The following is a 25523-nucleotide window of genomic DNA, read 5'->3' on the forward strand; positions in this document are numbered from 1 at the left end:
CGGAGCGGGATGCTCCGGCCCCTTCGGACCCGAGGCTTACGCCTCCTCGTCGACCCAGCTCATGAGCTTGCGCAGCTCCTTGCCGGTGGTCTCCAGCAGGTGCTCGGAGTCCTGCTTCTTGTACTCGTTGTACTTCTTCAGACCGCCGTGGTACTCGTCCATCCAGTTCTTGGCGAAGGTGCCGTCCTGGATCTCGGCGAGGACCTTCTTCATCTCGGCCTTGGTGGCGTCGGTGATGATCCGCGGGCCGGTGACGTAGTCGCCCCACTCGGCGGTCTCGGAGATCGACCAGCGCATCTTCTCCAGGCCGCCCTCGTACATGAGGTCCACGATCAGCTTCAGCTCGTGCAGGCACTCGAAGTAGGCGATCTCCGGCTGGTAACCGGCCTCGGTCAGCGTCTCGAAGCCCGCCTTCACCAGCGCCGCGGTGCCACCGCACAGCACGGCCTGCTCACCGAACAGGTCGGTCTCGGTCTCCTCGGTGAAGGTCGTCTTGATGACGCCGGCGCGGGTGCCGCCGATGCCCTTCGCGTACGACAGGGCCAGCGCGAAGCCGTTGCCCGTGGCGTCCTGCTCGACGGCGGCGATGCAGGGAACGCCGCGGCCCTCCTCGTACTGACGGCGCACCAGGTGGCCCGGGCCCTTGGGGGCGACCATGCAGACGTCCACGCCGGCCGGGGGCTTGATGAAGCCGTAGCGGATGTTCAGGCCGTGACCGAAGAACAGCGCGTCGCCGTCCTTCAGGTTGTCCTTGATGTCCTTCTCGTAGACCTCGGCCTGGATCGGGTCCGGGACGAGGATCATGATGACGTCGGCCTCGGCGGCGGCCTCGGACGGGCTCACCACGCGCAGGCCCTGCTCCTCGGCCTTGGCCTTGGACTTGGAGCCCTCGTGCAGACCGACGCGCACGTCGACACCGGAGTCGCGCAGCGACAGGGCGTGGGCGTGGCCCTGGCTGCCGTACCCGATGACCGCGACCTTGCGGCCCTGGATGATGGACAGGTCGGCGTCGGCGTCGTAGAACAGCTCGGCCACTGGGTTCTCTCCTTGGGTGCAGGTGTTGCGTCCCACCGTATGCCGGTGGGGGGAAGGGAAGTTTCGGGGTCTCGGAATACGGGCGGCCGACGGTGTCCGCGACCGCCCGTTTCCGTCGTCAGGCGGACCGGTCGAGTGCGCGCAGCGAGCGGTCCGTGATGGAACGGGCGCCGCGGCCGATGGCGATCGTGCCGGACTGCACGAGTTCCTTGATGCCGTACGGTTCCAGCATCCTGAGCATCGCGGACAGCTTGTCGCCGCTGCCGGTGGCCTCGATGGTGACGGCCTCCGGGGAGACGTCGACGGTCTTGGCGCGGAACAACTGGACGATCTCGACGATCTGGGAGCGCGTCTCGTTGTCGGAGCGCACCTTCACCAGAACGAGTTCGCGCTGGACGGCCTGGGTGGGGTCCAGCTCGACGATCTTGAGCACGTTGACGAGCTTGTTGAGCTGCTTGGTCACCTGCTCCAGCGGGAAGTCCTCGACGCTCACCACGATGGTGATGCGGGAGATGTCGGGGTGCTCGGTGACACCGACGGCGAGCGAGTCGATGTTGAAGCCGCGGCGGGAGAAGAGGGCGGTGATCCGCGCCAGGACGCCGGGGGTGTTCTCCACCAGGACGGAGAGCGTGTGCTTGGACATGGTCTCTTCGGTCTCTCTCGCTCAGTCGTCTTCGTTGTCGCCGAAGTCGGGGCGGACGTCCCGGGCGGCCATGATCTCGTCGTTGGAGGTGCCGGCGGCGACCATCGGCCAGACCATCGCGTCCTCGTGGACGATGAAGTCCACGACGACCGGGCGGTCGTTGATGGAGTTGGCCTCCTCGATGACCTTGTCGAGGTCGGCGGGGTCCTCGCAGCGGATGGCGTAGCAGCCCATGGCCTCCGACAGCTTCACGAAGTCGGGGACCCGGGTGCCGCGGGCTTCCGGGTTGACGTCGTCCGGGCCGGAGTGCAGCACCGTGTTGGAGTACCGCTGGTTGTAGAACAGGGTCTGCCACTGGCGGACCATCCCGAGGGCGCCGTTGTTGATGACGGCGACCTTGATCGGGATGTTGTTCAGGGCGCAGGTGGTCAGTTCCTGGTTGGTCATCTGGAAGCAGCCGTCGCCGTCGATCGCCCAGACGGTGCGCTCGGGCATGCCGGCCTGGGCGCCCATGGCGGCCGGGACCGCGTAGCCCATCGTTCCCGCGCCGCCGGAGTTCAGCCAGGTGGCGGGCTTTTCGTACTGGACGAAATGCGCGGCCCACATCTGGTGCTGGCCGACACCGGCCGCGAAGATCGTGCCCTCGGGCGCCAGCTGCCCGATCCGCTCGATGACCTGCTGCGGGGAGAGCGAGCCGTCCTCGGGCTGGTCGTAGCCGAGGGGGTAGGTGTCGCGCCAGCGGGTCAGGTCCTTCCACCAGGCGGTGTAGTCGCCCCGGTTGCCCTCGTCGTGCTCCTTCTGCACCGCCTGCACCAGGTCGGCGATGACCTCGCGGGCGTCGCCGACGATCGGGACGTCGGCGGCGCGGTTCTTGCCGATCTCGGCCGGGTCGATGTCGGCGTGGACGATCTTGGCGTACGGGGCGAAGCTGTCCAGCTTGCCGGTGACGCGGTCGTCGAAGCGGGCTCCGAGGGCGACGATCAGGTCGGCCTTCTGGAGCGCGGTGACGGCGGTGACCGCACCGTGCATGCCCGGCATTCCCACGTGCAGCGGGTGGCTGTCGGGGAACGCGCCGAGCGCCATCAGGGTGGTGGTGACGGGCGCTCCGGTGAGTTCGGCGAGGACCTTCAGCTCGGCGGTGGCGCGGGCCTTGAGGACGCCGCCGCCGACGTAGAGCACGGGGCGCTTCGCCGCGGAGATCAGCTTGGCCGCCTCGCGGATCTGCTTGGCGTGCGGCTTGGTGACCGGGCGGTAGCCGGGCAGGTCCATGACCGGCGGCCAGGAGAAGGTGGTCTTCTTCTGGAGGATGTCCTTGGGGATGTCGACCAGCACCGGGCCCGGGCGGCCGGTGGAGGCGATGTGGAACGCCTGCGCGATCACCTTGGGGATGTCCTCGGCCTGGGTGACCAGGAAGCTGTGCTTGGTGATCGGCATGGTGATGCCGACGATGTCCGCCTCCTGGAAGGCGTCCGTGCCGATCGCGGAGGAGACCACCTGCCCGGTGATCGCGACCAGCGGCACGGAGTCCAGGTTGGCGTCGGCGATCGGGGTGACCAGGTTGGTGGCGCCGGGTCCCGAGGTCGCCATGCAGACGCCCACCTTGCCGGTGGCCTGCGCGTAGCCGGTGGCGGCGTGGCCGGCGCCCTGCTCGTGACGGACCAGGACGTGGCGCACCTTGGTGGAGTCCATCAGCGGGTCGTAGGCCGGAAGGATCGTGCCACCGGGGATGCCGAATACGGTGTCGGCGCCGACCTCCTCGAGAGAGCGAATGAGGGACTGCGCACCCGTGACGTGCTCGGGGGCGGACTGTCCTCCGGATCGGGGCCGGGGCTGCGGGTGTGCCCCGGTGGCCTGCTCGGTCATCGGCGTTCTCTTCTCGATGCTGAGGGTTTTTGCGAGGTTCGTGCGGTCTGCGGCTGCTGCTGGGCAGGTGCCTGTGCAACAAAAAACCCCTCGTGCCGTAGGGCAAGCGAGGGGAGCGCGCCGGGTGTGGGTCGCGGGAGTCCGGATCGGTCCGGACGTCACCAGCTTCAGCCGACGCGCTTTCCAAGTACGAGAATTCGGGTGCGCATGGCACTGACCTTCCCTCCGGCGCACACTCACTGTCAAGTGGGTGGGACGGGAGTCTCATTATGTGAGCGCAGGGCCGTGCCACCGCTCAGGACGGCCGGCAGCCCGGCGGCGACACCGCCGACGACCTGGCCGGGGGCGGGGCCGCCGACACCCTTGGTGTACACCCCGGCGCCGCCGCCCGCGAAGGCCGGTTCGGCCGGTCCGTGCGGCACCGGGTAGTGGCCGGTGCCCAGCGCTCTGCGCAGCCGGTACTCGTCCAGGGCCCCGGAGAACGCCATGCCCTGTCCGTGCGTGCAGCCCATCGCGCGCAGGGCGACGATCTGCTCGGGCAGGTCGACGCCGTCGGCGACGGACTTCAGCCCGAGGTCGGTGGCGATGCGCAGCAGACCGCTGGTGATCTTGTGCAGTCGCGCGGACTCCACGACGCCGTCGACCAGGCCCCGGTCGAGCTTGAGGACGTCCACGGGCAGCCGCCGCAGCGCGGTGATCGCCGCGTAGCCGCTGCCGAAGCCGTCCAGGGCGATGCGGACGCCGACCCGGCGCAGGGCGTTCAGCCGGCGGTCCAGCTCGTCGAGGCCGACCCGTGGGTCGATGTCCGACAGCTCGATCACCAGGGAGCCGGGCGGCAGTCCGTGCCGGGTCAGCAGGGCCTCCACGGAGCCCAGCGGCATGGAGCGGTCCAGCAGGCGGCGGGCGCCGATGCGTATGGCCACGGTCACCGACAGCCCGGTCGCCGCGCGCTCGGCGGCCTGCTCGACGGCCTCGCGGAGCACCCAGCGGTCGAGTTCGGCGGTCCGGTCGCCCTCCTCGGTCACCCGCAGGAACTCGGCGGGGGTGAACAGCACGCCCTGTGAGGAGCGCCAGCGCGGCTGGGCGCAGACCGAGGTGATCCGGCCGTCGGTGAGGGAGACCACCGGCTGGTGCAGCAGCGCGAACTCCCCGTCGTGCAGCGCGGCGCGCAGCCGGGTGGCCAGCTCGGCCTTGCGTACGACGTCCTGCTGCATCTGCGGCCGGTACAGCTCGACGCGGCCCTTGCCGCCCGCCTTGGCCCGGTACATGGCGAGGTCGGCGTTGCGCAGCAACTCGCCCGCGCCCAGGCCCGGTTCGGCGAAGGCGACACCGATGGAGGCGTTGACCCGGACCTCGTTGCCGTCGATGAGGTAGGGCTGGGAAAGCGTGAGCCTGAGCCGGTCGGCCAGCTCCCGGATGTGGCCCTCGCGGGCGGCCCGGTCCCGGGCGCCGTCCCCGACGATCAGGGCCGCGAACTCGTCGCCGCCCAGTCTGGAGGCGGTGTCCCCCTTGCGGACCGCCTCGTGGAGCCTGCGGGCCGCCTGGACGAGCAGCTCGTCGCCGGCCTGGTGCCCGATGGTGTCGTTGACGCCCTTGAAGCCGTCGAGGTCGATGAAGAGCACCGCCGTGCCGCGCAGGCCGGCGCCCCGGTCGGAGGCGCGGCGCCCGGAGAGGGCCTGCTGGACGCGCCGGGTGAACAGGGCGCGGTTGGGCAGGTCGGTGAGCGGGTCGTGTTCGGCGTTGTGCTGGAGCTGTGCCTGGAGGCGCACCCTCTCGGTGACGTCCCGGCTGTTGAAGATGAGGCCGCCGTGGTGCCGGTTGACGGTCGACTCGACGTTGAGCCAGCCTCCCCCGCTCTCGGCTCCGCCCGAGCGGGAGGTGCCCCCGCCTCCGGAGCGGAAGCGGCACTCGATGCGCGTGGTGGGTTCCTCGACCGGGCTGGCGGCCAGGAACCGGCGTACCTCGTGCACCACGCAGCCGAGGTCCTCGGGGTGGATGAGTTCGGCCAGTTCGGTGCCCACCAGCTCCTCCGCGGGCCGTCCGTAGACCCCGGCGGCGGCCGGGGAGACGTAGCGGAGGATGCCGTTGGGCGCGGCGATCATGATGACGTCGCTGGAACCCTGGACCAGGGAGCGGAAGTGGTTCTCCTTCTGGGCCAGTTCCTGGGTGAGGACCATGTTGTCGAGCAGCATGATGCCCTGCCGGACGACGAGCGCGAGCACGACGGTGCCGCCGGTCAGCAGCACCACGCGGTCGACGCTGCGGCCGTTGAGCACGTTGTAGAGGATGCCCAGGGTGCAGACGGCGGCCGCGAGGTAGGGCGTGAGCGCGGCCAGGGACCCGGCGATGGGGCGGGCGGCCGGGAAGCGGCCCCGCTCGCCGCTCTGTCCCGGCCCGGGCAGGGCGCTGGGCGGGACGGACGGTGCGGCGGGGGGCGTGGGCTGGTGACCGGCGCCGCGCTGTCCGGGCACGTGCTCGTGCACCACGCGGGTGTGGCCGCCGGACTCCCGCTCGTCCGGCGCCGGCCGCCCGCGCCGGGACGCTGCCCAGGGGGCGTACGCGAGCAGCAGGGAGCCGGCGAACCAGCCCGCGTCGAGGAGCTGCCCGGAGCGGTAGCTGTTGTGCAGCAGTGGCGAGGTGAACAGGGCGTCGCACATCACCGTCAGGGCGAGCGCGCCGATGGCGGTGTTGACGGCGGATCTGCCGACCGGTGACCGTCTGAAGTGCAGTGCGAGCACCATGCTGACGAGAGCGATGTCGAGCAGCGGGTACGCCACCGACAGGGCGGAGCGCGCGACGCTGGACCCGCCCTCGGCCTTCGCCGCCTGGGCCAGCGCCAGGCTCCAGGCCAGGGTGAGCAGCGAACCGCCGATCAGCCAGGCGTCCAGGCCCAGGCAGATCCAGCCGGCCTTGGTCACCGGCCGCTTGGCCAGCACCAGCAGTCCCACGATGGCGGGCGGCGCGAAGCACAGGAAGAACAGGTCCGCGTAGCTGGGGCTGGGCACCGGCGCCCGCAGCACGACCTCGTACCACCCCCAGACCAGGTTGCCCAGGGACGCCATCGCCGAGGAGAGGGCGAAGAGCAGCCAGGCGGGTCGAAAGCGGACCCGGCGTCCGCGGGCGTAGAGGAAGCAGGAGACGGCGGCGGCGCCCGCGGCGGCGCTCAGGCCGAAGTCGCCCATGATCTTGGCGACGTACTGCGAACCCCAGCCGAGCGCGGCACCGACGGCGTAGGCCGCGCAGACCAGGGCGAGCACCAACTGGCGGACGAGGGGCGGTCCGTCGGCGGCGGCCGACGGCCGGGCCGGCAGCGGTCCGGCCGGGGCCGGGCCGCGCAGCGCTCCGTCCAGCGTGGGCACGGGGGGCGGACTCACCGCGGCCTCCCGGTCCGCACCGCGCCCGCGTCCCGCGCACAGCGGTGAGCCGGCCGGTCCTGCCTCCTGCGGTCGCCCGGCCGGCGCGGATGGGGGCAGCGCTGAGCGGGCCGGCCGCCGTGGGGGCCGTGCCGACCCCGTCGGTGCGCGGTCGTGCGCCAGGGTCGCCGGCGGCGGCTCCGCCGCGTCGGATCGTTGGTCCATAGGCCGTGCATCGCCCGTCGCCCCCCTCACAGTCTGAGATGTCCATCCCCGGCGCCGTACGGTGCGCGGCGCATCCCCTGTCGGACGATACACCAGTCTCGTCACTCAGGGACATAGGTTCTCTACGCTCCGTGACGACCAGCGGATATGCGCGCACCCACCGCATCCGGGGCGTCGCGGAGGGTGCCCGAAACCGATTACGCGCCCGTCGTCAGGATCACGTTGCGCAGCGGCTCCCGGTTCACGAACCGGGTCAACTGGCCCACCAGCAGCCGCTTGGCGCGCGGCAGGAAGGCGGAGGTCGGACCGCCCGCGTGCGGGCTGACGACTATGCCGGGAGCATGCCACAGGGGATGGCCCGGCGGCAGCGGTTCGGGGTCGGTCACGTCGAGGGCGGCGGTGAGGCGCCCGCTCTCCAGTTCGGCGAGCAACGCCTTCGTGTCCACGACCGGTCCGCGCGCCACGTTGACGAGCAGGGCACCGTCCTTCATCCGGGCCAGGAACTCGGCGTCGACCAGTCCCCGGGTGGCCTCGGTGAGCGGTGTGGACAGGATGACCACGTCGGCCCGCGGGAGCAGGGCGGGGAGTTCGGTGAGCGGGTGCACGGGGCCGCGCGCCGTGGTGCGGGCGGAGCGCGCGACGCGCACCACCGGCGCGACCTCGAACGGCACGAGCCGGTCCTCGATCGCGGCGCCGATCGACCCGTAGCCGACGATGAGGACCGTCCGGTCCGCGAGCGCGGGCCGGAACCCGCCGAGCCACTCGCCGCGGTCCTGCGCCCGCACGAAGTCCGGGATGCCGCGCAGCGACGCCAGCACCAGGGCCAGGGTCAGCTCCGCGGTGCTGGCCTCGTGCACGCCGCGCGCGTTGCACAGCCGTACGCCCGCGGGCAGGTGCTTCAGACCGGGTTCGACGTGGTCGATGCCCGCGGAGAGGGTCTGGACGACCTGCACGGAGCGCATCTCGGGCAGCGGGCGTACGCCGACCGTGGAGGGCTTCATGTAGGGGACGACGTAGAAGGCGCAGTCGGCCGGGTCGGCGGGGAAGGTCTCCTCGCCGTCCCAGTGGTGGTAGGCGGGGCCCTCGGGGAGGCCCTCGATCTCGTCCGGCGGGATGGGCAGCCACACGTCAGCAGTCATGGTCAGGAGGCTATGTCAGCAGGCCAAGAGGCAGAGGTTAGGTTGGGTGGCCTGACGAGGGAGGGTCACGACCGGTGGAGCGCAGGACGATCGGCGCGACGGCACTCGCGGTGGGGGCCGTCGGACTGGGGTGCATGCCGATGAACTGGGCGTACAGCGCCTCGCGGCAGCGGGGCGAGGAGTCGCTCAGGGCGGTGCACCGGGCCCTGGATGTGGGGTCCTCCCTGCTGGACACGGCGGACATGTACGGCCCGTTCACCAATGAGCTGCTGCTGGGCCGGGTGTTGAAGGAGCGGCGGTCCGACGCCTTCGTGTCCACCAAGGTCGGTCTGCTGGTGGGGGAACAGCACATCGTGGCCAACGGCCGCCCCGGCTACGTGCGGCGTGCCTGCGACGCGTCCCTGCGCCGGCTCCAGACGGACGTCATCGACCTGTACCAACTGCACCGCGCCGACCCCGAGATACCCGTCGAGGAGACCTGGGGCGCGATGGCGGAGCTGGTGCGGGCCGGGAAGGTACGGGCGCTCGGCCTGTGCGCGGTCGGCGCGCGCTCGGCCCGGCGGCCGGGGGCGCGGCTGCACGACGCGACGATCCGCCAACTGGAGCGGGTGCAGCAGGTGTTCCCGGTGAGCGCGGTCGAGGCCGAGCTGTCGGTGTGGTCGCCGGAGGCGCTGCGGACCCTGCTGCCGTGGTGCGTCTCGCGCGGCGTCGGCTTCCTGGCCGCGATGCCGCTGGGCAACGGCTACCTGACCGGCACGCTGACGCCCGGCCAGGGCTTCGAGCCGGAGGACCTGCGGGCCCGGCACCCCCGCTTCACCGCCGAGATGATGGCCGCCAACCAGCCGATCGTGGCCGCCCTGCGCCGGATCGCGGCCCGGCACGGGGAGGGGGTCACCGCGGCGCAGGTGGCGCTGGCCTGGGTGCTGGCGCAGGGGCGGCACGTGGTGCCGGTGCCGGGCACCAAGCAGGAGCGCTGGGTGACGCAGAACGCGGGGGCGGCCCGGCTGCGGCTGACCGAGCGGGACCTGGCGGAGGTGCGGGCGCTGCCGCCGGCGCAGGGTTCCTGGGAGTGACGCGCGCGGGCGCCCTCGTCGCCCGCCGCCGGACCCGGTCCCGGATTCGGGATGCGCCGATCGGGAACTCCTACGGCCCGTGCGGTGTATGACAGGGAGAACCCGCCGCGTCGAAGGGACCAAGGATCGTGCAACGTCGAGCCGTGCCGGCCGTGCTGGCCGCCGCTCTCCTGCTGACGGCCGGCTGCTCCTCCGGCTCCTCCGGCGGCGCGGACCCGTCCGGAGCGGACGGCAGTTCCTCCCCGGCCGGTACGGCGGCGCCGTCCTCGCCCGCCGGATCGCCCGCCGAGGAGACACCACCCGCGAAGGGCTCGGTCAAGGTGCTCCGTACGGTCGCCACGGGGCTGGACAGCCCCTGGGGTCTGGCCCCGCTGCCGGGCGGCGACCTGCTGGTCTCCTCCCGCGACGCGGCCACGATCACCCGGGTCGACGCCGAGTCGGGCAAGAAGACCGAGCTGGGCGAGGTGCCCGGGGTGTCCCCGTCCGGCGAGGGCGGCCTCCTGGGCATCGCGCTCTCCCCCGGCTTCGCCTCCGACCACCTGGTCTACGCGTACTTCACGTCGGCCTCGGACAACCGCGTCGTGCGCATGCTGTACGACGAGAAGAAGCCGGCCGGCGAGCAGCTGGGCGCCCCGGACACCGTCTTCCGGGGCATCCCGAAGGGCGTGATCCACAACGGCGGCCGGATCGCGTTCGGCCCCGACAAGATGCTCTACGCGGGCACGGGCGAGAGCGGCGACACGGGACTGTCGCAGGACGAGAAGTCCCTCGGCGGCAAGATCCTGCGGATGACCCCGGACGGCGAACCGGCGCCCGGCAACCCCTTCCCCGACTCCCCCGTGTACTCCTACGGCCACCGGAACGTGCAGGGGCTGGCCTGGGACGGCAGACAGCGGCTGTTCGCCTCGGAGTTCGGCCAGGACACCTGGGACGAGCTGAACGCGATCAAGCCGGGGGACAACTACGGCTGGCCCGAGGCGGAGGGCAAGGGCGGCGGCTCCGGGTTCCACGACCCGGTCGCGCAGTGGAAGACCGACGAGGCCTCCCCCAGCGGCATCGCCTACGCCGAGGGGTCCGTGTGGATGGCGGGGCTGCGCGGTGAGCGGCTGTGGCGGATCCCGCTGAAGGGGACGGAGGCCGCGGCCGACCCGCAGGCCTTCCTGGAGGGCGAGTACGGCCGACTGCGCACGGTGGCCCCGGCGGGCGGCGACAAGCTGTGGCTGGTGACCAGCAACACGGACGGCCGCGGCGACCCGAAGGGCGACGACGACCGCGTTCTGGAGCTGGAGGTGAAGTAGGCGACCGGCTATGCGTCCTTCTCGGCCCCCGGGTCCCGACTCTCCGCCTCGTCGGCCCGCGGCCGGTGGACGACGACCTTGCCCGACGTGAGGTCTATGGGGCCGTGACCGGGGTCGCCGTCGCCGACGTCCTCGCGGGTCAGTTCGAGGCGGTTCTGCTCGTCCTGGGTGTGTTTGCGGCCGGGCGAGAACAGTTCCTCGAACGCGTTGAACATCGTGCCTCCGTCGGTCGGCGTCCTTACAGCGTAAGCCTCACTCCGCCGAACGGGACGTGAGCGGTTCGGCGGGGAAGAGCGCCAGCCGGTGGGCCACCGCCGCCGCCTCGCCTCGGCCGGAGACGCCGAGCTTGGCCAGGATGTGGGAGACGTGGACGCTGGCCGTCTTGGGCGAGATGAAGAGTTCCTCCGCTATCTGCCGGTTGGTGCGGCCGGCGGAGACCAGCCGCAGCACGTCGCGCTCCCGGCCGGTGAGGCCGAGGGCCTCGGCGGGGTCGGCGGGCGGGGACGCGGACGCGGGGCCCGCTTCGGCGGCGCGGCCGAGGGTGAGGCGGGCGCGTCGGCCCAGTTCGGCCACGGCGTCGGACAGCGGGCGGGCGCCGAGGTGGTCGGCGACGGTGCGGGCCAGGCGCAGCAGCTCCGTGGCGCGGGCGCGCTCGTCCTCGCCGCCGGTCGCCAGGAGGGCGCCGGCCAGCCGGTGCCGGACGCGGGCGAGGTCGTAGGGCCGCTCCAGGCATTCGAAGGCGGTGACCGCCTCCGACCAGAGCCGCGGGGTGTCTTGGCCCCGGGCGCGGTGGAGTTCGGCGCGGACCCACCGCTCGTGGGCGACCCAGACCGGGGCGCCCGTCGTCAGGTGCTTCGCGGCCCCGGCGAGGCGTTCGAGGACGTCGGCGCGGCCCTCTTCGGCCGCCGGCAGGGTGCGCGCGTCGGCCTCCGCCTCGGCGGCGGACAGCAGCAGGGGCCAGCCGTAGCGCTGGGTGCCGGGCGGGAAGCCCGTGTCCAGGACGCGGGCGAGTTCGGCGCGGGCGTCCTCAAGGCGGCCCTCGGCCGCGGCGACGCCGACGGTGAGGGCCGCCAGCGGCAGGCGGTACTGCGGCATGGGGTCGTGGGAGCCGTAGGCGGCGCGGGCCTCGGCGAGCAGCCGGGCGGCCTCGGCCCGCTCGCCGCGGGCGAGGGCGACGGCGGCGCGCTTGAGTGCGGCGCCACCGCGCGGTGCGGGGCTGCGGCCCGGTGCTCCGGCCCGGTCCGCCGCTTCCAGGGCCTCGTCCCAGCGGCCCAGGGAGATCAGCGACTCGGCGAGGTTGCCCCAGACCCACGCCTCGGACTCCAGCAGGCCCGTCCGCCGGGTGAGTTCGATGCCCTCGCGCAGGATGCCGAGCGCGTCCCGCGAGCGGCCGACGCTCTCCAGGGCCGAGGGCAGGTTGACATGGCTGCGGGCCACCACGACGGACCGGTCCTTGGCCACCACCAGATCCCTGACCTGGAACATCTCAGCGAGTCCGGCGTCGATCTGCCCCGCGTCCACCATCAGGCCGCCCAGGGTGAGCCGGGCGTTGAGCTCGATCTCGTCGGCGCCCACCATGCGCGCGTACTCGACGGCCCGTTCGGCCGCCGTCATGGCGTCGGGGCCCGGGCAGTGGAGCATCGACCAGTTGGCGGACATGGCCAGCACCTCGGCGTGCACCTGGGAGGGCGGCAGGCCGCGCACCAGTTCCTGGGCGATGCCCAGTTCCCGCCAGCCGTCGCCGCGGCCCTGGGCCTGCACCAGCAGGGAGCGCTGGGTCCAGAACCAGGCGGCGCGCTGCGGGTCCCGGCCGCCCGCGCCCGCGCCGGCGCCGGTGTCCTGTTCGTCCAGCAGGCGCAGCGCCCGCTTGGTGATCTTCATGGCGCGCTCGCGCTCGCCGCACAGCCGCCCGGCGACGGCGGCCTCGGCCATCAGGTCCAGGTAGCGCAGGGGTGTGGTGGCGGGGTCGCAGCCGCAGGGCGGGTAGACCTCGGTGTAGTCCACGGGGCGCAGGGTGGCGCGTACGTCGTCGGGGACGGAGTCCCACAGCTCCATCGCGCGCTCGAGGAGTCGCAGTTGCTCGGAGTAGGCGTGCCGGCGGCGGGCCTCGACGGAGGCGTCCAGGACGGCGGGCAGGGCCTTGGCCGGGGCGTGGGCGTGGTACCAGTAGCTGGCCAGGCGCATCACGCGCTCGGCGGCGGGCACCAGCGTGGGATCGGCGTCCAGCGCCTCCGCGTACCGCCGGTTGAGGCGGGAGCGTTCGCCGGGGAGCAGGTCGTCGCCGACGGCCTCGCGGACCAGGGAGTGGCGGAAGCGGTAGCCGTCGCCGTCGGGCGCGGGGAGCAGGATGTTGGCGTTCACCGCGGAGCGCAGCGCCTCGATGAGGTCGTCCTCGGCGAGCCCGGCGACGGCGGCGAGCAGCCGGTACTCGACGGTGGAGCCGCCCTCGGCGACGATCCGGGCGACTCGCTGGGCGCTCTCGGGCAGGGCTTCGACGCGCACCAGCAGCAGGTCGCGCAGGGAGTCGGTGAGGCCGGTGCAGCTGCCCTCGTGGGCGGCGACGGCGAGTTCCTCGACGAAGAACGCGTTGCCGTCGGAGCGCTCGAAGATCGCGTCGACCTGGAGCGGGTCGGGTTCGTGGGCGAGGATCCCGGCGATCTGGCGGCCCACCTCGTCGCGGGTGAAGCGGCCGAGTTCGAGGCGGCGGACGGTGCGCAGCCGGTCCAGCTCGGCGAGCAGGGGCCGCAGCGGGTGGCGGCGGTGGATGTCGTCGGATCGGTAGGTGGCCAGGACGACGAGGCGGCCGGTGCGCAGGGTGCGGAAGAGGTAGGCGATCAGGTGGCGGGTGGAGGCGTCGGCCCAGTGCAGGTCCTCCAGGACGAGGACGACGGTGTGCCGGGCGGCGACGCGCTCCAGCAGGCGGGCGGTGAGTTCGAAGAGCCGGGCCATGCTCTCCTCGTCGTGCCGGCCGGTGCCGGGTCCGGGGGCGGCGCCCTCGCCCAGTTCGGGCAGCAGCCGGGCCAGCTCCTCCTCCTGTCCGGCGGCCGCGGCGGCCAGTTCCCCGGGCAGGTGGCGGCGCAGGGCGCGCAGCGCGGTGGAGAAGGGGGCGAAGGGCAGCCCGTCGGCACCGATCTCCACGCAGCCGCCCAGTGCGACGACGGCGCCCCGCCGGTCCGCCGCGGCGGCGAACTCCTCGACGAGGCGGGTCTTGCCGACGCCGGCCTCGCCGCCGAGCAGCAGGGCCTGCGGCTCTCCCCCGGTGGCGGACGCGCGGGCGAGCGCCTCGTTCAACGTGTCCAGTTCGCCGGTGCGGCCGACGAACACGGGACTGACGGACCTGGTCTCCACGGACCCGAGCATCGCACGCGGGTACGACAGCGGGTCACCGGTTTTCGGCAGGCGGACGGCGGCGGGAACGACGGCGGGGAGGGAGGCCGTGCGGCCTCCCTCCCCGGCTCCCCCGTTCACGCGGCCCGGGCGAACCGGGGCCGGCGCTGCCGCGGCGTATGGCTCTCCGCCTCGGCGGCGCCGTGCCGGGCCTGGCGGCGGGCGGCGCGCCGGGCCAGGATCGCCTCGCGGGCCAGCCGGGCCTCGTCGGCGCGGCGGATCAGTTCGGCGGAGCGGTATCGCTGGATCTCGTACTCGTACATGGTGTGCCCCTCGGTTCCTGTTCGGTTTCGGCTTCGCTCGGTTGCGATGCCTCAACCTTCGTCTCCCAGGGGGGTGGGCCACATCGGGTAAGTTCCGCATCTTCGGCCCCGCGGGGGGCCTTAGACGCGCGGGAGGGGTCTTAGGCCGCGCGCCACAGGCGGGCGACGGCCCTAAGACCCCTCGGACGTGCCCGGTCAGCCGGCGGAGGGCAGCCCCAGCAGGACGTCGGTGTACTTCAGGACGGCCAGCAGCAGGCCGATGACGCCGAGGGCGACGCCCGCCCAGGCGACCGACTTGATCCACGGGGCCTGCGGGCGGCCGGGCGCGCCGAACGCGGGGCGGGCCAGCACGACGACGCCGACGATCAGCGCGACCAGGGCGAAGATGCCGCCCCACATCGCGGTGGCCTGCCAGGCGTTGCCGTAGCCCTTCTCGATCAGCGTGCCGACGTTCGACGAGGAGGAGGTCTGCAGCTGGCCCATCAGCGACTCGCGCGCGGAGGCCACGGTGCCGACCCAGCTGCCGGTCAGGGAGACGATGCCGAGACCGGCGGAGACGACGGCGCCCGCGCCCTGGCCGACGCCGGTGGGGCCCGCCCCGGTCCGCTCGGCGGCGTCCGTATCCTCGTCCGTCGCCGCGTCGGCGCCCTGCGGTGTGTCGGTCTCGGCCGTCCCGGGGGCCTCGGCCGCCTTGGTGACCTCGGTGGACCCGGCGGCCTCGGTCGCCTCGGTCGCCCCGTCCGTCTTGTGCTCGTCGGTCTTCACGCCGGTCTCGTCCACTGTCTTCGTTCCCATGCCTCGCACCGTACGGACGCTGTCTGAGAGGTCCCTTAATGATCCTTGTGAGCGGCACGCGCGCGTGCCTCGCGTGCCGCACGCCACTCGGGTGCGAGCACCGCCCACACCTCCATGTCCTGGCGCGTGCCCCGGTGGGGGAAGCTCTCGCGCAGCACGCCCTCCCGCATCATGCCGAGTCGCCGCGCGGCGTTGACACTCGGGGTGTTCGCCGAGGAGGCGTACCACTCCACGCGGTGCATGCCGCGCTCGTCGAAGGCCCAGTCGATCAGCACGCGTGCGCCGCGGGTGACCAGGCCGCGCCCCGTGGCGGCGGGCTCCAGCCAGCAGCCGATCTCGCAGACGCCGGTGGCGGCGTCGAAGACCCGGTAGAGCAGGCCGCCGACCAGCCGGCCGTCCAGCCACAGCCCGTGCAGGAAGCCGCTGTCGGCGGCGTGCCGGTCGGCGTAGGTCTGGAGCACCTCGCGCGCCGAGTCGACGTCGGTGGCCTTCGCCCCGAACGGGATGTGCTCGGTGATGAAGTCCCGGCCCCGGTCCAGGTGGGCCAGGAACTCCTCGGCGTGCCAGGTCTCCAGGGGGCGCAGTTCGGCTCCGTCACCCAGTGGTATCGCGTACATCCCGCTGTCGTTCCTCCTCCGCGAGGACGTCCGCCACCCCGGCGTCCGTCACCGCGGCCAGCCTCTCATGGGCGGCCCGGCACTCGGGCGGCTCGATGCTGATGCGGGGCAGGACGGCGTCCAGGCGGCGCGGCAGCCACCAGTTGGCGCGGCCGAGCAGGTGCATCAGGGCGGGCACCAGGAGGGTGCGCAGCACGAAGGCGTCCAGGGCGACGGCGGCGGCGAGCGCGATGCCGAACATGGCGATCACCCGGTCGCCGCTGAGGACGAAGGCGAGGAAGACCGAGATCATGATGACGGCGGCGGAGTTGATCACGCGGCCGGTCTCGGCGAGTCCGACCCGGACGGCGCGGCGGTTGTCGCCGGTCTCCAGCCACTCCTCGTACATCCGGCTGACGAGGAAGACCTGGTAGTCCATGGAGAGCCCGAAGAGCACCGAGACCATGATCACGGGCAGGAAGGGTTCGATCGGTCCGGCGCTGCCGAGGCCGAGCAGTTCGCTCCCCCAGCCCCACTGGAAGATCGCCACCACCACGCCGAAGGCGGCGGCCACCGCGGCCACGTTCATGGCGGCGGCCTTGAGGGGGATGCCGACGGAGCGGAAGGCCAGCAGGAGCAGCAGGCAGCCGAGCCCGATGACGACGCCGACGAAGAGGGGCAGCTTGCCGACGATGACGCCGGCGAAGTCGTCGTAGCCGGCCGTCACGCCGCCCACGTGCACGTCGAGCGCGGTACCGGCCTCGGCGCGCGGCAGCACCTCGTCGCGCAGCCGTTCGACCAGGTCGCTGGTCTGCCGGGACTGCGGCGCCGACTCGGGTACGACGGTGAGGTACGCGGCGTCGCCGCCGGAGTTGTACATCACCGGTGTCACCGAGGAGACGCCCTCGGTGGTGCGCAGGGTGGCGTCGAGGTTGTCCAGGGCGAGGCGGTCCTCGGCGCCGCGGACCTCGGTGACCAGGGTGAGCGGGCCGTTGACGCCGGGTCCGAAGCCGTCGGCGAGGAGGTCGTAGGCCTGGCGGGTGGTGGTGCCCTTGGGGTCGTTGCCCTGGTCGGAGGTGCCCAGGCGCAGGCCGAGGGTGGGCAGGGCGATGACGGTGATGACGACGAGGGCGAGCGCGCCGAGCAGTTTCGGGTGGCGCTCGACGAAGGCCGACCAGCGGGCGGCGAACCCGGTCGGCACCTCGGGCTCGGGACCGTGCTCGGCGAGCCGGCGCCGCTCGCGCCGGTTCAGGGCGCGCGGGCCGATGTACGACAGCAGGGCCGGCAGCAGCGTCACGGAGGCCGCGACGGTGAGGAGCACGGTCAGCGAGGCGGCGACGGCGACGCCGTTGAGGAAGCTCAGCCGGAGGATCAGCATGCCCAGCAGGGCGATGCACACGGTGGCGCCGGCGAAGACGACTGCGCGTCCGGTGGTCGCCACGGCGTCGGCCGCGGCGTCCGCCACGGACAGGCCCCGTTTCAGTCCGCGCCGGTGTCTGGTGACGATGAACAGGGCGTAGTCGATGCCGACGCCGAGTCCGATGAGGGTGCCCAGCATGGGGGCGAAGTCGGCGACGGTCATGGCGTGGCCGAGGAGGGTGATGCCGGCGTAGGCGGTGCCGACGGAGACCAGCGCGGTGGCGATGGGCAGCAGCGCCGCGGCGACGGAGCCGAAGGCGAAGAACAGGACGACGGCGGCCACGGCCACGCCGACGGCCTCGGCGAGGTGGCCGCCGCCGGTCTCGGTGAGCGCTATGGCGCCGCCGCCCAGTTCGATCCGGAGTCCGTCGGTCTCGGCCGCCTCGACGGTGTCGACCACGGCCCGCGCCTGGCCCGCGTCGATGTCCTGGGGTGCGGCCTCGAAGGTGACGGTGGCGTACGCGGTGTCGGCGTTCTCGCTGATCAGGGGCGAGTCGCGGTCGTGGTACGGGTTGGTGACCGCGGCCACCCCGGGCAGGTCGGCGACCCGGTCAAGGGTGCGGGTCATGGCCTGTTCGACGTCGGCGGCGCGGACGGTGCCGGTCGTGGTGTGCCAGACGATCGTGTCGCTGTCGCCGCCGAGGTCGGGGAAGCGGGATTCGAGCAGCCGGGAGGCGCGGTCGGAGCCGGTGCCGGGGATGCCGTAGTCGTTGGAGTACGCGGAGCCGGTGAGCGTGGCGGCGGTGGCCACGCCGCCGAGGGCGAGCAGCCAGAGCAGGACGGCTACGAGGCGACGTCGAACACACCAGCGTGCGAGGGCTGCCACGAACGTGCTCCCAGGGGTGTCTGATTGTGGATCTTTGACCGGGAAGACCCGAAAAGCCGGGAACACCGGGAACAGACGTCCATGGTGTGAATCGCCCGCAAAGAACGCATGAGCAATGCGGGATCACTCTTGCAGGCAGAAATGATCCTTTGCGGACTTAGTGGCCTTATTCACAACAACGGCCCTGGGGGGACGCGCCGCGGTCGGCGTGTCCCCCCAGGGCTCGTGGTGCGCGCGGGTGTCAGCCCTCGGTGACGCCCAGCTTCTCCAGGATCAGCTCCTTGACGCGGGCCGCGTCCGCCTGGCCCCGGGTCGCCTTCATGACCGCGCCGACCAGGGCGCCGGCCGCGGCGACCTTGCCGCCGCGGATCTTGTCCGCGACGCCCGGGTTGCCGGCGATGGCCTCGTCGACGGCGGCGGTCAGCGCGCCCTCGTCGGAAACGACCTTCAGGCCGCGCCGGTCGACGACCTCGTCCGGCGAGCCCTCACCGGCGAGGACGCCCAGGATGACCTGGCGGGCCAGCTTGTCGTTCAGCTCGCCCTTGGTGACCAGTTCGGCGACGCGGGCGACCTGGACCGGCGTGATCGCCAGCTCGTCGAGCGTCTTGCCCGACTCGTTGGCGCTGCGGGCCAGCTCGCCCATCCACCACTTGCGGGCGGAGGCCGCGTCGGCGCCGGCGTCGATCGTGGCGACGATCGGGTCCAGGGCTCCGGCGTTGAGGATGGACTGCATGTCGTTGCCGGAGATGCCCCACTCCTCGCGGAGCCGGTTGCGGCGCACCAGCGGCAGCTCGGGCAGGGCGGACCGGATCTCCTCGACCCACTCGCGGGACGGGGCGACGGGCACCAGGTCGGGCTCCGGGAAGTACCGGTAGTCCTCGGCCTCCTCCTTCACGCGGCCCGAGGTGGTGGACCCCGTGTCCTCGTGGAAGTGGCGGGTCTCCTGGATGATCGTGCCGCCGTCGTTCAGCACGGCGGCGTGCCGCTGGATCTCGAAGCGGGCGGCCCGCTCGACGGAGCGCAGCGAGTTGACGTTCTTGGTCTCGCTGCGGGTGCCGAACTTCTCCCGGCCGTGCGGACGCAGCGACAGGTTCACGTCGCAGCGCATCTGGCCCATCTCCATGCGGGCCTCGGACACGCCGAGGGCGCGGATGAGTTCGCGCAGCTCGCGGACGTAGGCCCGCGCGACCTCCGGCGCCCGCTCGCCCGCACCCTCGATCGGCTTGGTGACGATCTCGATGAGCGGGATGCCGGCCCGGTTGTAGTCGAGGAGGGAGTGCGAGGCGCCGTGGATGCGGCCCGTGGCACCGCCGACGTGCAGCGACTTGCCGGTGTCCTCCTCCATGTGGGCGCGCTCGATCTGGACGCGGAAGGTCTCCCCGTCCTCCAGCTGCACGTCGAGGTAGCCGTCGAAGGCGATGGGCTCGTCGTACTGGGAGGTCTGGAAGTTCTTCGGCATGTCCGGATAGAAGTAGTTCTTCCGGGCGAAGCGGCACCACTCGGCGATCTCGCAGTTCAGCGCGAGACCGATCTTGATCGCCGACTCGACGCCGGTCGCGTTGACGACCGGGAGCGCGCCGGGCATGCCGAGGCAGACGGGGCAGGTCTGGGTGTTCGGGTCGGCACCCAGTGCGGTCGAACAGCCGCAGAACATCTTGGTGCGGGTGCCGAGTTCGACATGGACCTCGAGGCCCATGACGGGGTCGTACGACGCGAGTGCGTCCTCGTACGACACCAGGTCGGTCGTGGTGGTCACGGTGAAACTTCCCTCTCAGCCCAGCAGGACGTCGTCGTCGCCGAGACGCTTCAGCTCGCGGTACAGGATGGCGAGGTTGGTGACGACGGCGGCGCCGGTGACGACGGCGTCGAGCAGCCGCAGCGTGTCGCTCTCGCCCCGGGCCTTCTTGATCTGCTTGTAGACCCCGACGGCGCCGAACGCCGACGTGGCCATCGAGACGTACAGACCGGACTTGGACTTCTTGAAGCCCTTGGCCTTGGTCAGTGCACTCACAGCGACGGTGCCTCCTCGATCAGCGGGTGGCCCCACTTTTCCACGAAGGCGGCCTCGACGGCGGCGCCGACCTGGTAGAGCCGGTCGTCCTTCATGGCGGGGGCGATGATCTGCAGACCCACCGGCAGGTTGTCCTCGGGCGCGAGGCCGCAGGGCAGCGACATGGCCGCGTTGCCCGCCAGGTTGGTGGGGATGGTGCACAGGTCGGCCAGGTACATCGCCATCGGGTCGTCGGCACGCTCGCCGATCGCGAAGGCGGTGGTGGGGGTCGTCGGGGAGACGATCACGTCGACCTGCTCGAAGGCCCGCTCGAACTCCTGCTTGATGAGGGTGCGGACCTTCTGGGCGCTGCCGTAGTACGCGTCGTAGTACCCGCTCGACAGGGCGTACGTGCCGAGCATGATGCGGCGCTTGACCTCGGGGCCGAAGCCGGCCTCGCGGGTCAGGGAGGTGACCTCCTCGGCGGAGTGCGTGCCGTCGTCGCCGACGCGCGCGCCGTAGCGCAGGCCGTCGAAGCGGGCGAGGTTGGAGGAGCACTCGGACGGGGCGATCAGGTAGTACGCGGAGAGCGCGAGGTCGAAGGACGGGCAGTCCAGCTCGACGATCTCGGCGCCCAGCGACTTCAGCAGCTCGACGGACTCGTCGAAGCGCTGGACGACACCGGCCTGGTAGCCCTCGCCGCGGAACTGCTTGACGACGCCGACGCGCATGCCGTCGACGCTGCCGTTGCGGGCCGCCTCGACGACGGCGGGGACCGGGGCGTCGATGGAGGTGGAGTCCATCGGGTCGTGTCCGGCGATCACCTCGTGCAGCAGGGCCGCGTCCAGGACCGTGCGGGCGCAGGGGCCGCCCTGGTCGAGGGAGGAGGAGAAGGCCACCATGCCGTAGCGGGAGACGCCGCCGTACGTCGGCTTGACGCCGACCGTGCCGGTGACGGACGCGGGCTGGCGGATGGAGCCGCCGGTGTCGGTGCCGATGGCGAGCGGGGCCTCGAAGGAGGCGAGGGCCGCGGAGGAGCCGCCGCCGGAGCCGCCGGGGATCTTGGTGAGGTCCCAGGGGTTGCCGGTCGGGCCGTAGGCGCTGTTCTCGGTGGAGGACCCCATGGCGAACTCGTCCATGTTGGTCTTGCCGAGGATGACGACGTCGGCGTCCTTGAGGCGCTTGGTGACCGTCGCGTCGTACGGCGGGATCCAGCCCTCCAGGATCTTCGAGCCGACGGTGGTGGGGATGCCCTCGGTGGTGAAGATGTCCTTGAGCGCGAGGGGGACACCGGCCAGCGGGCCGAGCCGCTCGCCGCGCTCGCGCTTGGCGTCGACGGCGCGGGCCTGGGCCAGCGCGCCCTCGCGGTCCACGTGCAGGAAGGCGTGCACCTTCTCGTCGACGGCCTCGATGCGGGCCAGGTGGGCCTCGGTGACCTGGACGGCGGTCAGCTCGCCGGAGGCGATCTTCGCGGCGATCTCGGCCGCGGTGAGCTTGATGATGTCGCTCATGGCTTACTCCTCCCCCAGGATCTGCGGCACCTTGAAACGCTGCTGCTCCTGGGCCGGGGCGCCGGAGAGCGCCTGCTCGGGCGTGAGCGACGGACGGACCTCGTCCGGCCGCATGACGTTCGTCAGCGGGAGCGGGTGCGAGGTCGGCGGTACGTCTTGGTCGGCGACCTCGCTGACGCGGGCGACCGCGCCGATGATGTCGTCCAGCTGTCCCGCGAAGTGCTCGAGCTCTTCGGGCTTCAGCTCCAGACGCGCCAGCCGGGCGAGGTGGGCGACCTCCTCGCGCGTGATGCCAGGCATGCAGCGTTCCTCTGGGTGAGTGTGTGGTCCCAACGGGTTTGGCCCAATCCTATGGGGCCGGGCCCCGTGGCCGTTAAACGGTTTCCCCCGGGGCGTCCGCGCGGCGCCGCGCGTCCCATGCGGTACTGCGCAGGAAGTGGTTGTCGTACAGCTCCTGGACCTCCAGCAGGCTCTCCCGGGTGGCCTCGCCGAGGGCGATGCGCCGGAGGTGGCGGAAGTACTCGAAGCGCTCGACGCCCGGGGTGAGGACGATGAGCAGGTCGGCGTCGGCGCCCGGCACGGCGGCGAAGGCGTGCGGCTTGCTTGGCGGGACGACGACGAGGTCGCCGGGGCCCGCGGTGAGGACCTCGTCGCCGGAGAGGATGTCGGCGGCGCCGTCGAGCAGGAAGAACATCTCCGCGGAGTTGTCGTGCCAGTGCGGTGCGGCGCCGTCGGCGCCCGCGGTGAGGGTGACGCGCTGGGTGGACAGGGCGCCGCCGGTGGCGCTGCTGTCGGCCAGCAGGCGCACGGTGGTGGGCGCGCGGCCGACGACTTCGACCTCGGCCTCGCGGACGACCACGGACTCGTCGAACTTCGGAACGAACAGCGACATTCTCGAACCCCCTGGGACGGTACGGCGGACGGGCGCTCAGACCGCGAAGAGCAGGCCGGCACTGATCAGGACAACGATCGCGGTGGCGAAGTGGATCCCGAAGGCCACGGCCTTCGTACCCCCGTGGCGCAGCACTATGAGCGTGTCGGCGAGCGGCACGAGGGCGACGCAGAGCATGAACCACGCCTCGGGGCGGGCGCCGGCGAAGGCCAGCAGCGCCAGTCCCACCACGCCGAGCGTGCCGTCCCTGACGCCCTTGATCGTCAGGTAGGCGCCGGCGTCGCCGCCGGGGTCGGCCGGGACGCCGTAGCCCGTGGCGGCCGGGCCGGGCTGGAACAGGAAGCGGTACCCGAGGAACAGGCAGAACAGGTTGAGCACGATGGCCAGGCTGTACGCGGTCACGGTCACGACGACTCCTTGCTAGCAGCGCTAGGGACGAGAGTGACACTAGCAGAGCGGCGGCAGAATGGCTAGCACTGCTAGAAACGCGGTCATGATGACCCAGCCGGACGCAACGGGACCGGGTGGAGCCAGAACGGGCCAGGCCGGACGGGACGGGCCGGGCGGACGGGAAGGGCGCGGCGCCGGACCGCCGGGCGGACCGGTGGGTGGCGGGGCGCGCCATCGGGGTCGGTGACAGAGCGTGGCGCCAGCGGTGGGTGGGTGCGTGCCGCAGGCGGTGGGTGGCAGAGCGCGCCACCGGGGTGGGTGGGGGCGCGTGCCGCAGGCGGTGGGAGGGGCGCGTGCCACCGGCGGTGGGTGGCCGCGTGCCGCAGGCGGTGGGTGGCGGGGCGCGCCACCGGGGTCGGTGGAGGCGTGCCGCCGGCGGTGGGTGGCCGCGTGCCGCAGGGGTGGGTGGCGAGGCGTGCCGCCGGCGGTGGGTGGGGCGCGTGTCGCAGGGGGTTCAGGTCACTCGTCGGTCGCTGCTGCGGGCAGGGCCGCGGCGGTTCGGACCCAGCCGCAGGAGCCGCGGGCGAGCAGCCAGGCGGTGGTCTCCTCCGGGGGCATCGCGGCCGCGACCAGCCAGCCCTGTACGGCGTCGCAGCCGAGGTCCCTCAGGCGCTCCCAGGTCTCGTCGTCCTCCACGCCCTCGGCGACGACGAGCAGGCCGAGCGAGTGGGCGAGGTCGACGGTGCAGCGCACGATCTCGGCGTCCTCGTTGTCGATGGCCAGCCGGGCCACGAAGGAGCGGTCGATCTTCAGCTCGCTGACGGGGAGCCTGCGCAGGTGGACGAGGGAGGAGTAGCCGGTGCCGAAGTCGTCCAGGGACATCTTGACGCCGTGTCCGGTCAGCGCGTTGAGGGTGTCGGCCGCCCGCTGCGGGTCCTCCAGGAGGACGTGCTCCGTGATCTCGAGTTGGAGCGCTCCCGCGGGGACTCCGTGCCGGGCGAGCCGGGCGGCCACCGAGCCCGCGAAGCCGGGGGTGTGGACGTCGCGCGGGGAGACGTTGACCGCGACCGGCACGAACAGCCCCTGGGTGCGCCACCGGGCGACCTGGGCGAGCGCCGTCTCCAGCACGTACTCGGTGAGGTGGGGCATCAGCCCGGAGGACTCGGCGATGGCTATGAACTCGTCCGGCGGCACCTTGCCCCGCTCGGGGTGCACCCAGCGCACCAGCGCCTCCAGGCCCGCGACCTGGCCGTCGAAGCGGACCTTGGGCTGGTAGTGCAGCTGGACCTCGTGGGCGTCCAGGGCCCGGCGCAGATCGCCGAGGAGGCCGAGCCGGTCCGGGGTGTTGGAGTCCCGCTTGGACTCGTAGACCTCCACGCCGGTGCGGTCCCGCTTCGCCTGGTACATCGCCACGTCGGCGCGGCGCAGCAGCCCCTCGGCATCCAGCGCGTGGTCGGGGAAGACCGCGACGCCGGCGCTGGCCTCCAGGACCAGCGTGAGTCCGTCCAGGTCCATCGGGGAACTGAGCTCGGCCACCAGGCCCCGGGCGATCCGGGTCGCCGACGTGGTGGAGTCGGCGACGGGCAGTAAGACGGCGAACTCGTCACCGCCGAGCCGCGCGGCCTCCGCCCCGCGCGGCAGGGCCTGCCGCAGCCGGTCGGCGGTCTGCAACAGCAGCCGGTCGCCGGCGAGGTGTCCGAGGGTGTCGTTGACCGAGCGGAAACGGTCGAGGTCGATCAGCATCAGGGCGGCGCGGGCGCCGATGCGCTCGGCGTCGTCCAGCGCGGCCCAGGTGCGCTCCAGCAGCCACTGCCGGTTGGGCAGTCCGGTGAGCGGGTCGCGCAGCTGCTCCTCGGCGCGGGCGCGGGCGATCCACAGCGTGGAGTCGAGGGCGATGAGCGGAATGGCGAACAGCGGCAGCAGCAACGGCTTGGCGACGGCGACGACGCAGACCAGCGGGGCGATGCCGAGCAGGGCGACCGCGAGCAGTCCGTGCCTGACCAGGGCGGTGCGGGCGACGGTGGGCAGACCGGGGCGCGGGGTCTGGAGATACCACAGCAGGGCGCGGGTGACGGCGAGGTAGGCGACGGCGACGAGCACCACCTTGGGCGCCGCGTACACCCCCCAGGTGGCGGGGTCCCAGGGACGCTCCACCGACGGCAGCGAGCCGCTGACGCCGAGGATCAGGGCGCCCGCGGTGATGCCGAGGATGTCCACCGCGCCGTGCAGGACGCCCTGCCGCCAGCGGCCCCGGCGGGCTATGCCGACCAGGACGACGACGGTGAGGCTGACCATGCCGGCCGGGACCCAGCCGTACAGCAGCAGGACGGCGAGGGTGAGGGCGGCGCCCGAACCGGTGCCGCCCCACCAGCGGGAGCGGCCGAGCATGACCAGGTGGCCGACGACGATGCCGGCCAGCACGGCCAGGGACCAGCCGACCGTGCCGGCCGGGAAGAGGGCGTGTCCGTCGCTGAACGCCTGGTAGAAACCGGCGCCCAGGACGAAGGCGGCGGTCGCGACGATCGTGGCGGGCAACGCGGGCCAGGACAGGTGCCGTTCGCCGTCCGGGTCGGCCGGGCCGTGGAGGGGTCCGGGGGTGTGGCCGGCGGCCTGCGGCACCCGGGTGCCCGTCGCGGGATGCGGGACGCCACCCTCGCGTTGCCCGAGCCACCGGCTCACGTGCCACGCGTCCGCCATGCGACGCAGGCTCAGCCGTGAGCCCGCGGCGGCGCTCTCGGTCGGTTCCATTCCCGTCCCTCTCACAGCCGGCGGTGCCCACGCCACGCGGCCCCCGCCTCGACCACCTTCAACGGCTCCGCGTGGGA

Annotated in this window: 20 protein-coding genes; 2 read left to right on the top strand and 18 right to left on the bottom strand. The window is 72.6% G+C overall.

Annotation, left to right across the window (positions count from 1 at the left end; all coding sequences use genetic code 11):
* Window positions 1-36: 36 nt before the first annotated feature.
* The 5 genes from ilvC to ACIRGB_RS30260 form a co-directional block, all read right to left on the bottom strand.
* Window positions 37-1035 (bottom strand): ketol-acid reductoisomerase, encoded by a 999-nt coding sequence (ilvC, locus tag ACIRGB_RS30240; RefSeq protein ID WP_007444763.1) that lies wholly within the window; start codon window positions 1033-1035, stop codon window positions 37-39.
* A 118-nt stretch (window positions 1036-1153) separates the two neighbouring features.
* Window positions 1154-1678: an acetolactate synthase small subunit gene (gene ilvN / locus ACIRGB_RS30245; RefSeq protein WP_403871729.1), complete on the bottom strand. Its 525-nt coding sequence runs from the start codon at window positions 1676-1678 to the stop codon at window positions 1154-1156.
* 21 nt (window positions 1679-1699) lie between these two features.
* On the bottom strand, window positions 1700-3541 hold the full coding sequence (locus ACIRGB_RS30250) for an acetolactate synthase large subunit (protein WP_403871731.1): 1842 nt from the start codon (window positions 3539-3541) through the stop codon (window positions 1700-1702).
* Between the two features lie 242 nt (window positions 3542-3783).
* Complete coding sequence (locus ACIRGB_RS30255; RefSeq protein WP_403871733.1) at window positions 3784-6915, bottom strand: putative bifunctional diguanylate cyclase/phosphodiesterase; 3132 nt, start codon at window positions 6913-6915, stop codon at window positions 3784-3786.
* A gap of 401 nt (window positions 6916-7316) precedes the next feature.
* Window positions 7317-8258, bottom strand: coding sequence for a 2-hydroxyacid dehydrogenase (locus ACIRGB_RS30260; protein ID WP_403871735.1), 942 nt, complete (start codon window positions 8256-8258; stop codon window positions 7317-7319).
* A gap of 74 nt (window positions 8259-8332) precedes the next feature.
* On the opposite strand from ACIRGB_RS30260, the gene ACIRGB_RS30265 reads away from it, so the two are divergent.
* Together ACIRGB_RS30265 and ACIRGB_RS30270 are read left to right on the top strand one after the other, a co-directional pair.
* The gene (locus tag ACIRGB_RS30265; protein ID WP_403871737.1) at window positions 8333-9331 is read left to right on the top strand and encodes an aldo/keto reductase; all 999 of its coding nucleotides are present in this window, start codon (window positions 8333-8335) and stop codon (window positions 9329-9331) included.
* A 128-nt stretch (window positions 9332-9459) separates the two neighbouring features.
* Window positions 9460-10629 (top strand): PQQ-dependent sugar dehydrogenase, encoded by a 1170-nt coding sequence (locus ACIRGB_RS30270; RefSeq protein WP_403871738.1) that lies wholly within the window; start codon window positions 9460-9462, stop codon window positions 10627-10629.
* An 8-nt stretch (window positions 10630-10637) separates the two neighbouring features.
* Here ACIRGB_RS30270 and ACIRGB_RS30275 read toward each other — a convergent pair whose 3' ends face one another.
* From ACIRGB_RS30275 to rmdB, 13 genes are all read right to left on the bottom strand, one after another.
* Window positions 10638-10844 (bottom strand): DUF6191 domain-containing protein, encoded by a 207-nt coding sequence (locus ACIRGB_RS30275; protein ID WP_403871739.1) that lies wholly within the window; start codon window positions 10842-10844, stop codon window positions 10638-10640.
* A 37-nt stretch (window positions 10845-10881) separates the two neighbouring features.
* On the bottom strand, window positions 10882-13989 hold the full coding sequence (locus tag ACIRGB_RS30280) for an AAA family ATPase (RefSeq protein ID WP_403871740.1): 3108 nt from the start codon (window positions 13987-13989) through the stop codon (window positions 10882-10884).
* Between the two features lie 104 nt (window positions 13990-14093).
* The gene (locus ACIRGB_RS30285; RefSeq protein WP_403871741.1) at window positions 14094-14279 is read right to left on the bottom strand and encodes a hypothetical protein; all 186 of its coding nucleotides are present in this window, start codon (window positions 14277-14279) and stop codon (window positions 14094-14096) included.
* Between the two features lie 195 nt (window positions 14280-14474).
* Window positions 14475-15074 carry a hypothetical protein gene (locus ACIRGB_RS30290; protein WP_403871743.1) on the bottom strand — a complete coding sequence of 200 codons (600 nt, stop codon included), beginning with the start codon at window positions 15072-15074 and terminating at the stop codon, window positions 14475-14477.
* 35 nt (window positions 15075-15109) lie between these two features.
* Window positions 15110-15691 carry a GNAT family N-acetyltransferase gene (locus tag ACIRGB_RS30295; RefSeq protein ID WP_403871745.1) on the bottom strand — a complete coding sequence of 194 codons (582 nt, stop codon included), beginning with the start codon at window positions 15689-15691 and terminating at the stop codon, window positions 15110-15112.
* The gene (locus ACIRGB_RS30300; protein WP_403871747.1) at window positions 15669-17915 is read right to left on the bottom strand and encodes an MMPL family transporter; all 2247 of its coding nucleotides are present in this window, start codon (window positions 17913-17915) and stop codon (window positions 15669-15671) included. Before ACIRGB_RS30300 ends, ACIRGB_RS30295 begins: the two co-directional genes overlap by 23 nt.
* Window positions 17916-18156: 241 nt before the next feature.
* Window positions 18157-19671, bottom strand: a complete 1515-nt coding sequence (gene gatB / locus ACIRGB_RS30305; RefSeq protein ID WP_403871749.1) for an Asp-tRNA(Asn)/Glu-tRNA(Gln) amidotransferase subunit GatB — start codon at window positions 19669-19671, stop codon at window positions 18157-18159.
* A gap of 15 nt (window positions 19672-19686) precedes the next feature.
* Entirely contained in the window at window positions 19687-19926 is a 240-nt protein-coding gene (locus ACIRGB_RS30310; RefSeq protein WP_007444751.1) for a hypothetical protein, read from the bottom strand.
* The gene (gene gatA, locus ACIRGB_RS30315; protein WP_403871751.1) at window positions 19923-21416 is read right to left on the bottom strand and encodes an Asp-tRNA(Asn)/Glu-tRNA(Gln) amidotransferase subunit GatA; all 1494 of its coding nucleotides are present in this window, start codon (window positions 21414-21416) and stop codon (window positions 19923-19925) included. The genes ACIRGB_RS30310 and gatA overlap by 4 nt, the downstream gene beginning before the upstream one ends.
* A 3-nt stretch (window positions 21417-21419) precedes the next feature.
* The gene (gene gatC, locus ACIRGB_RS30320) at window positions 21420-21716 is read right to left on the bottom strand and encodes an Asp-tRNA(Asn)/Glu-tRNA(Gln) amidotransferase subunit GatC (RefSeq protein ID WP_003973500.1); all 297 of its coding nucleotides are present in this window, start codon (window positions 21714-21716) and stop codon (window positions 21420-21422) included.
* Between the two features lie 73 nt (window positions 21717-21789).
* On the bottom strand, window positions 21790-22308 hold the full coding sequence (locus tag ACIRGB_RS30325; protein ID WP_403871753.1) for a cupin domain-containing protein: 519 nt from the start codon (window positions 22306-22308) through the stop codon (window positions 21790-21792).
* 36 nt (window positions 22309-22344) lie between these two features.
* Window positions 22345-22716, bottom strand: a complete 372-nt coding sequence (locus ACIRGB_RS30330) for a DUF4267 domain-containing protein (RefSeq protein ID WP_403871755.1) — start codon at window positions 22714-22716, stop codon at window positions 22345-22347.
* Window positions 22717-23217: 501 nt separating this feature from the next.
* Window positions 23218-25446: a cyclic Di-GMP phosphodiesterase RmdB gene (gene rmdB, locus ACIRGB_RS30335; RefSeq protein ID WP_403871757.1), complete on the bottom strand. Its 2229-nt coding sequence runs from the start codon at window positions 25444-25446 to the stop codon at window positions 23218-23220.
* Window positions 25447-25523 lie beyond the last annotated feature (77 nt).

The organism is Streptomyces sp. NPDC102490, from assembly GCF_044765285.1.
Classification (GTDB): Bacteria; Actinomycetota; Actinomycetes; order Streptomycetales; family Streptomycetaceae; genus Streptomyces.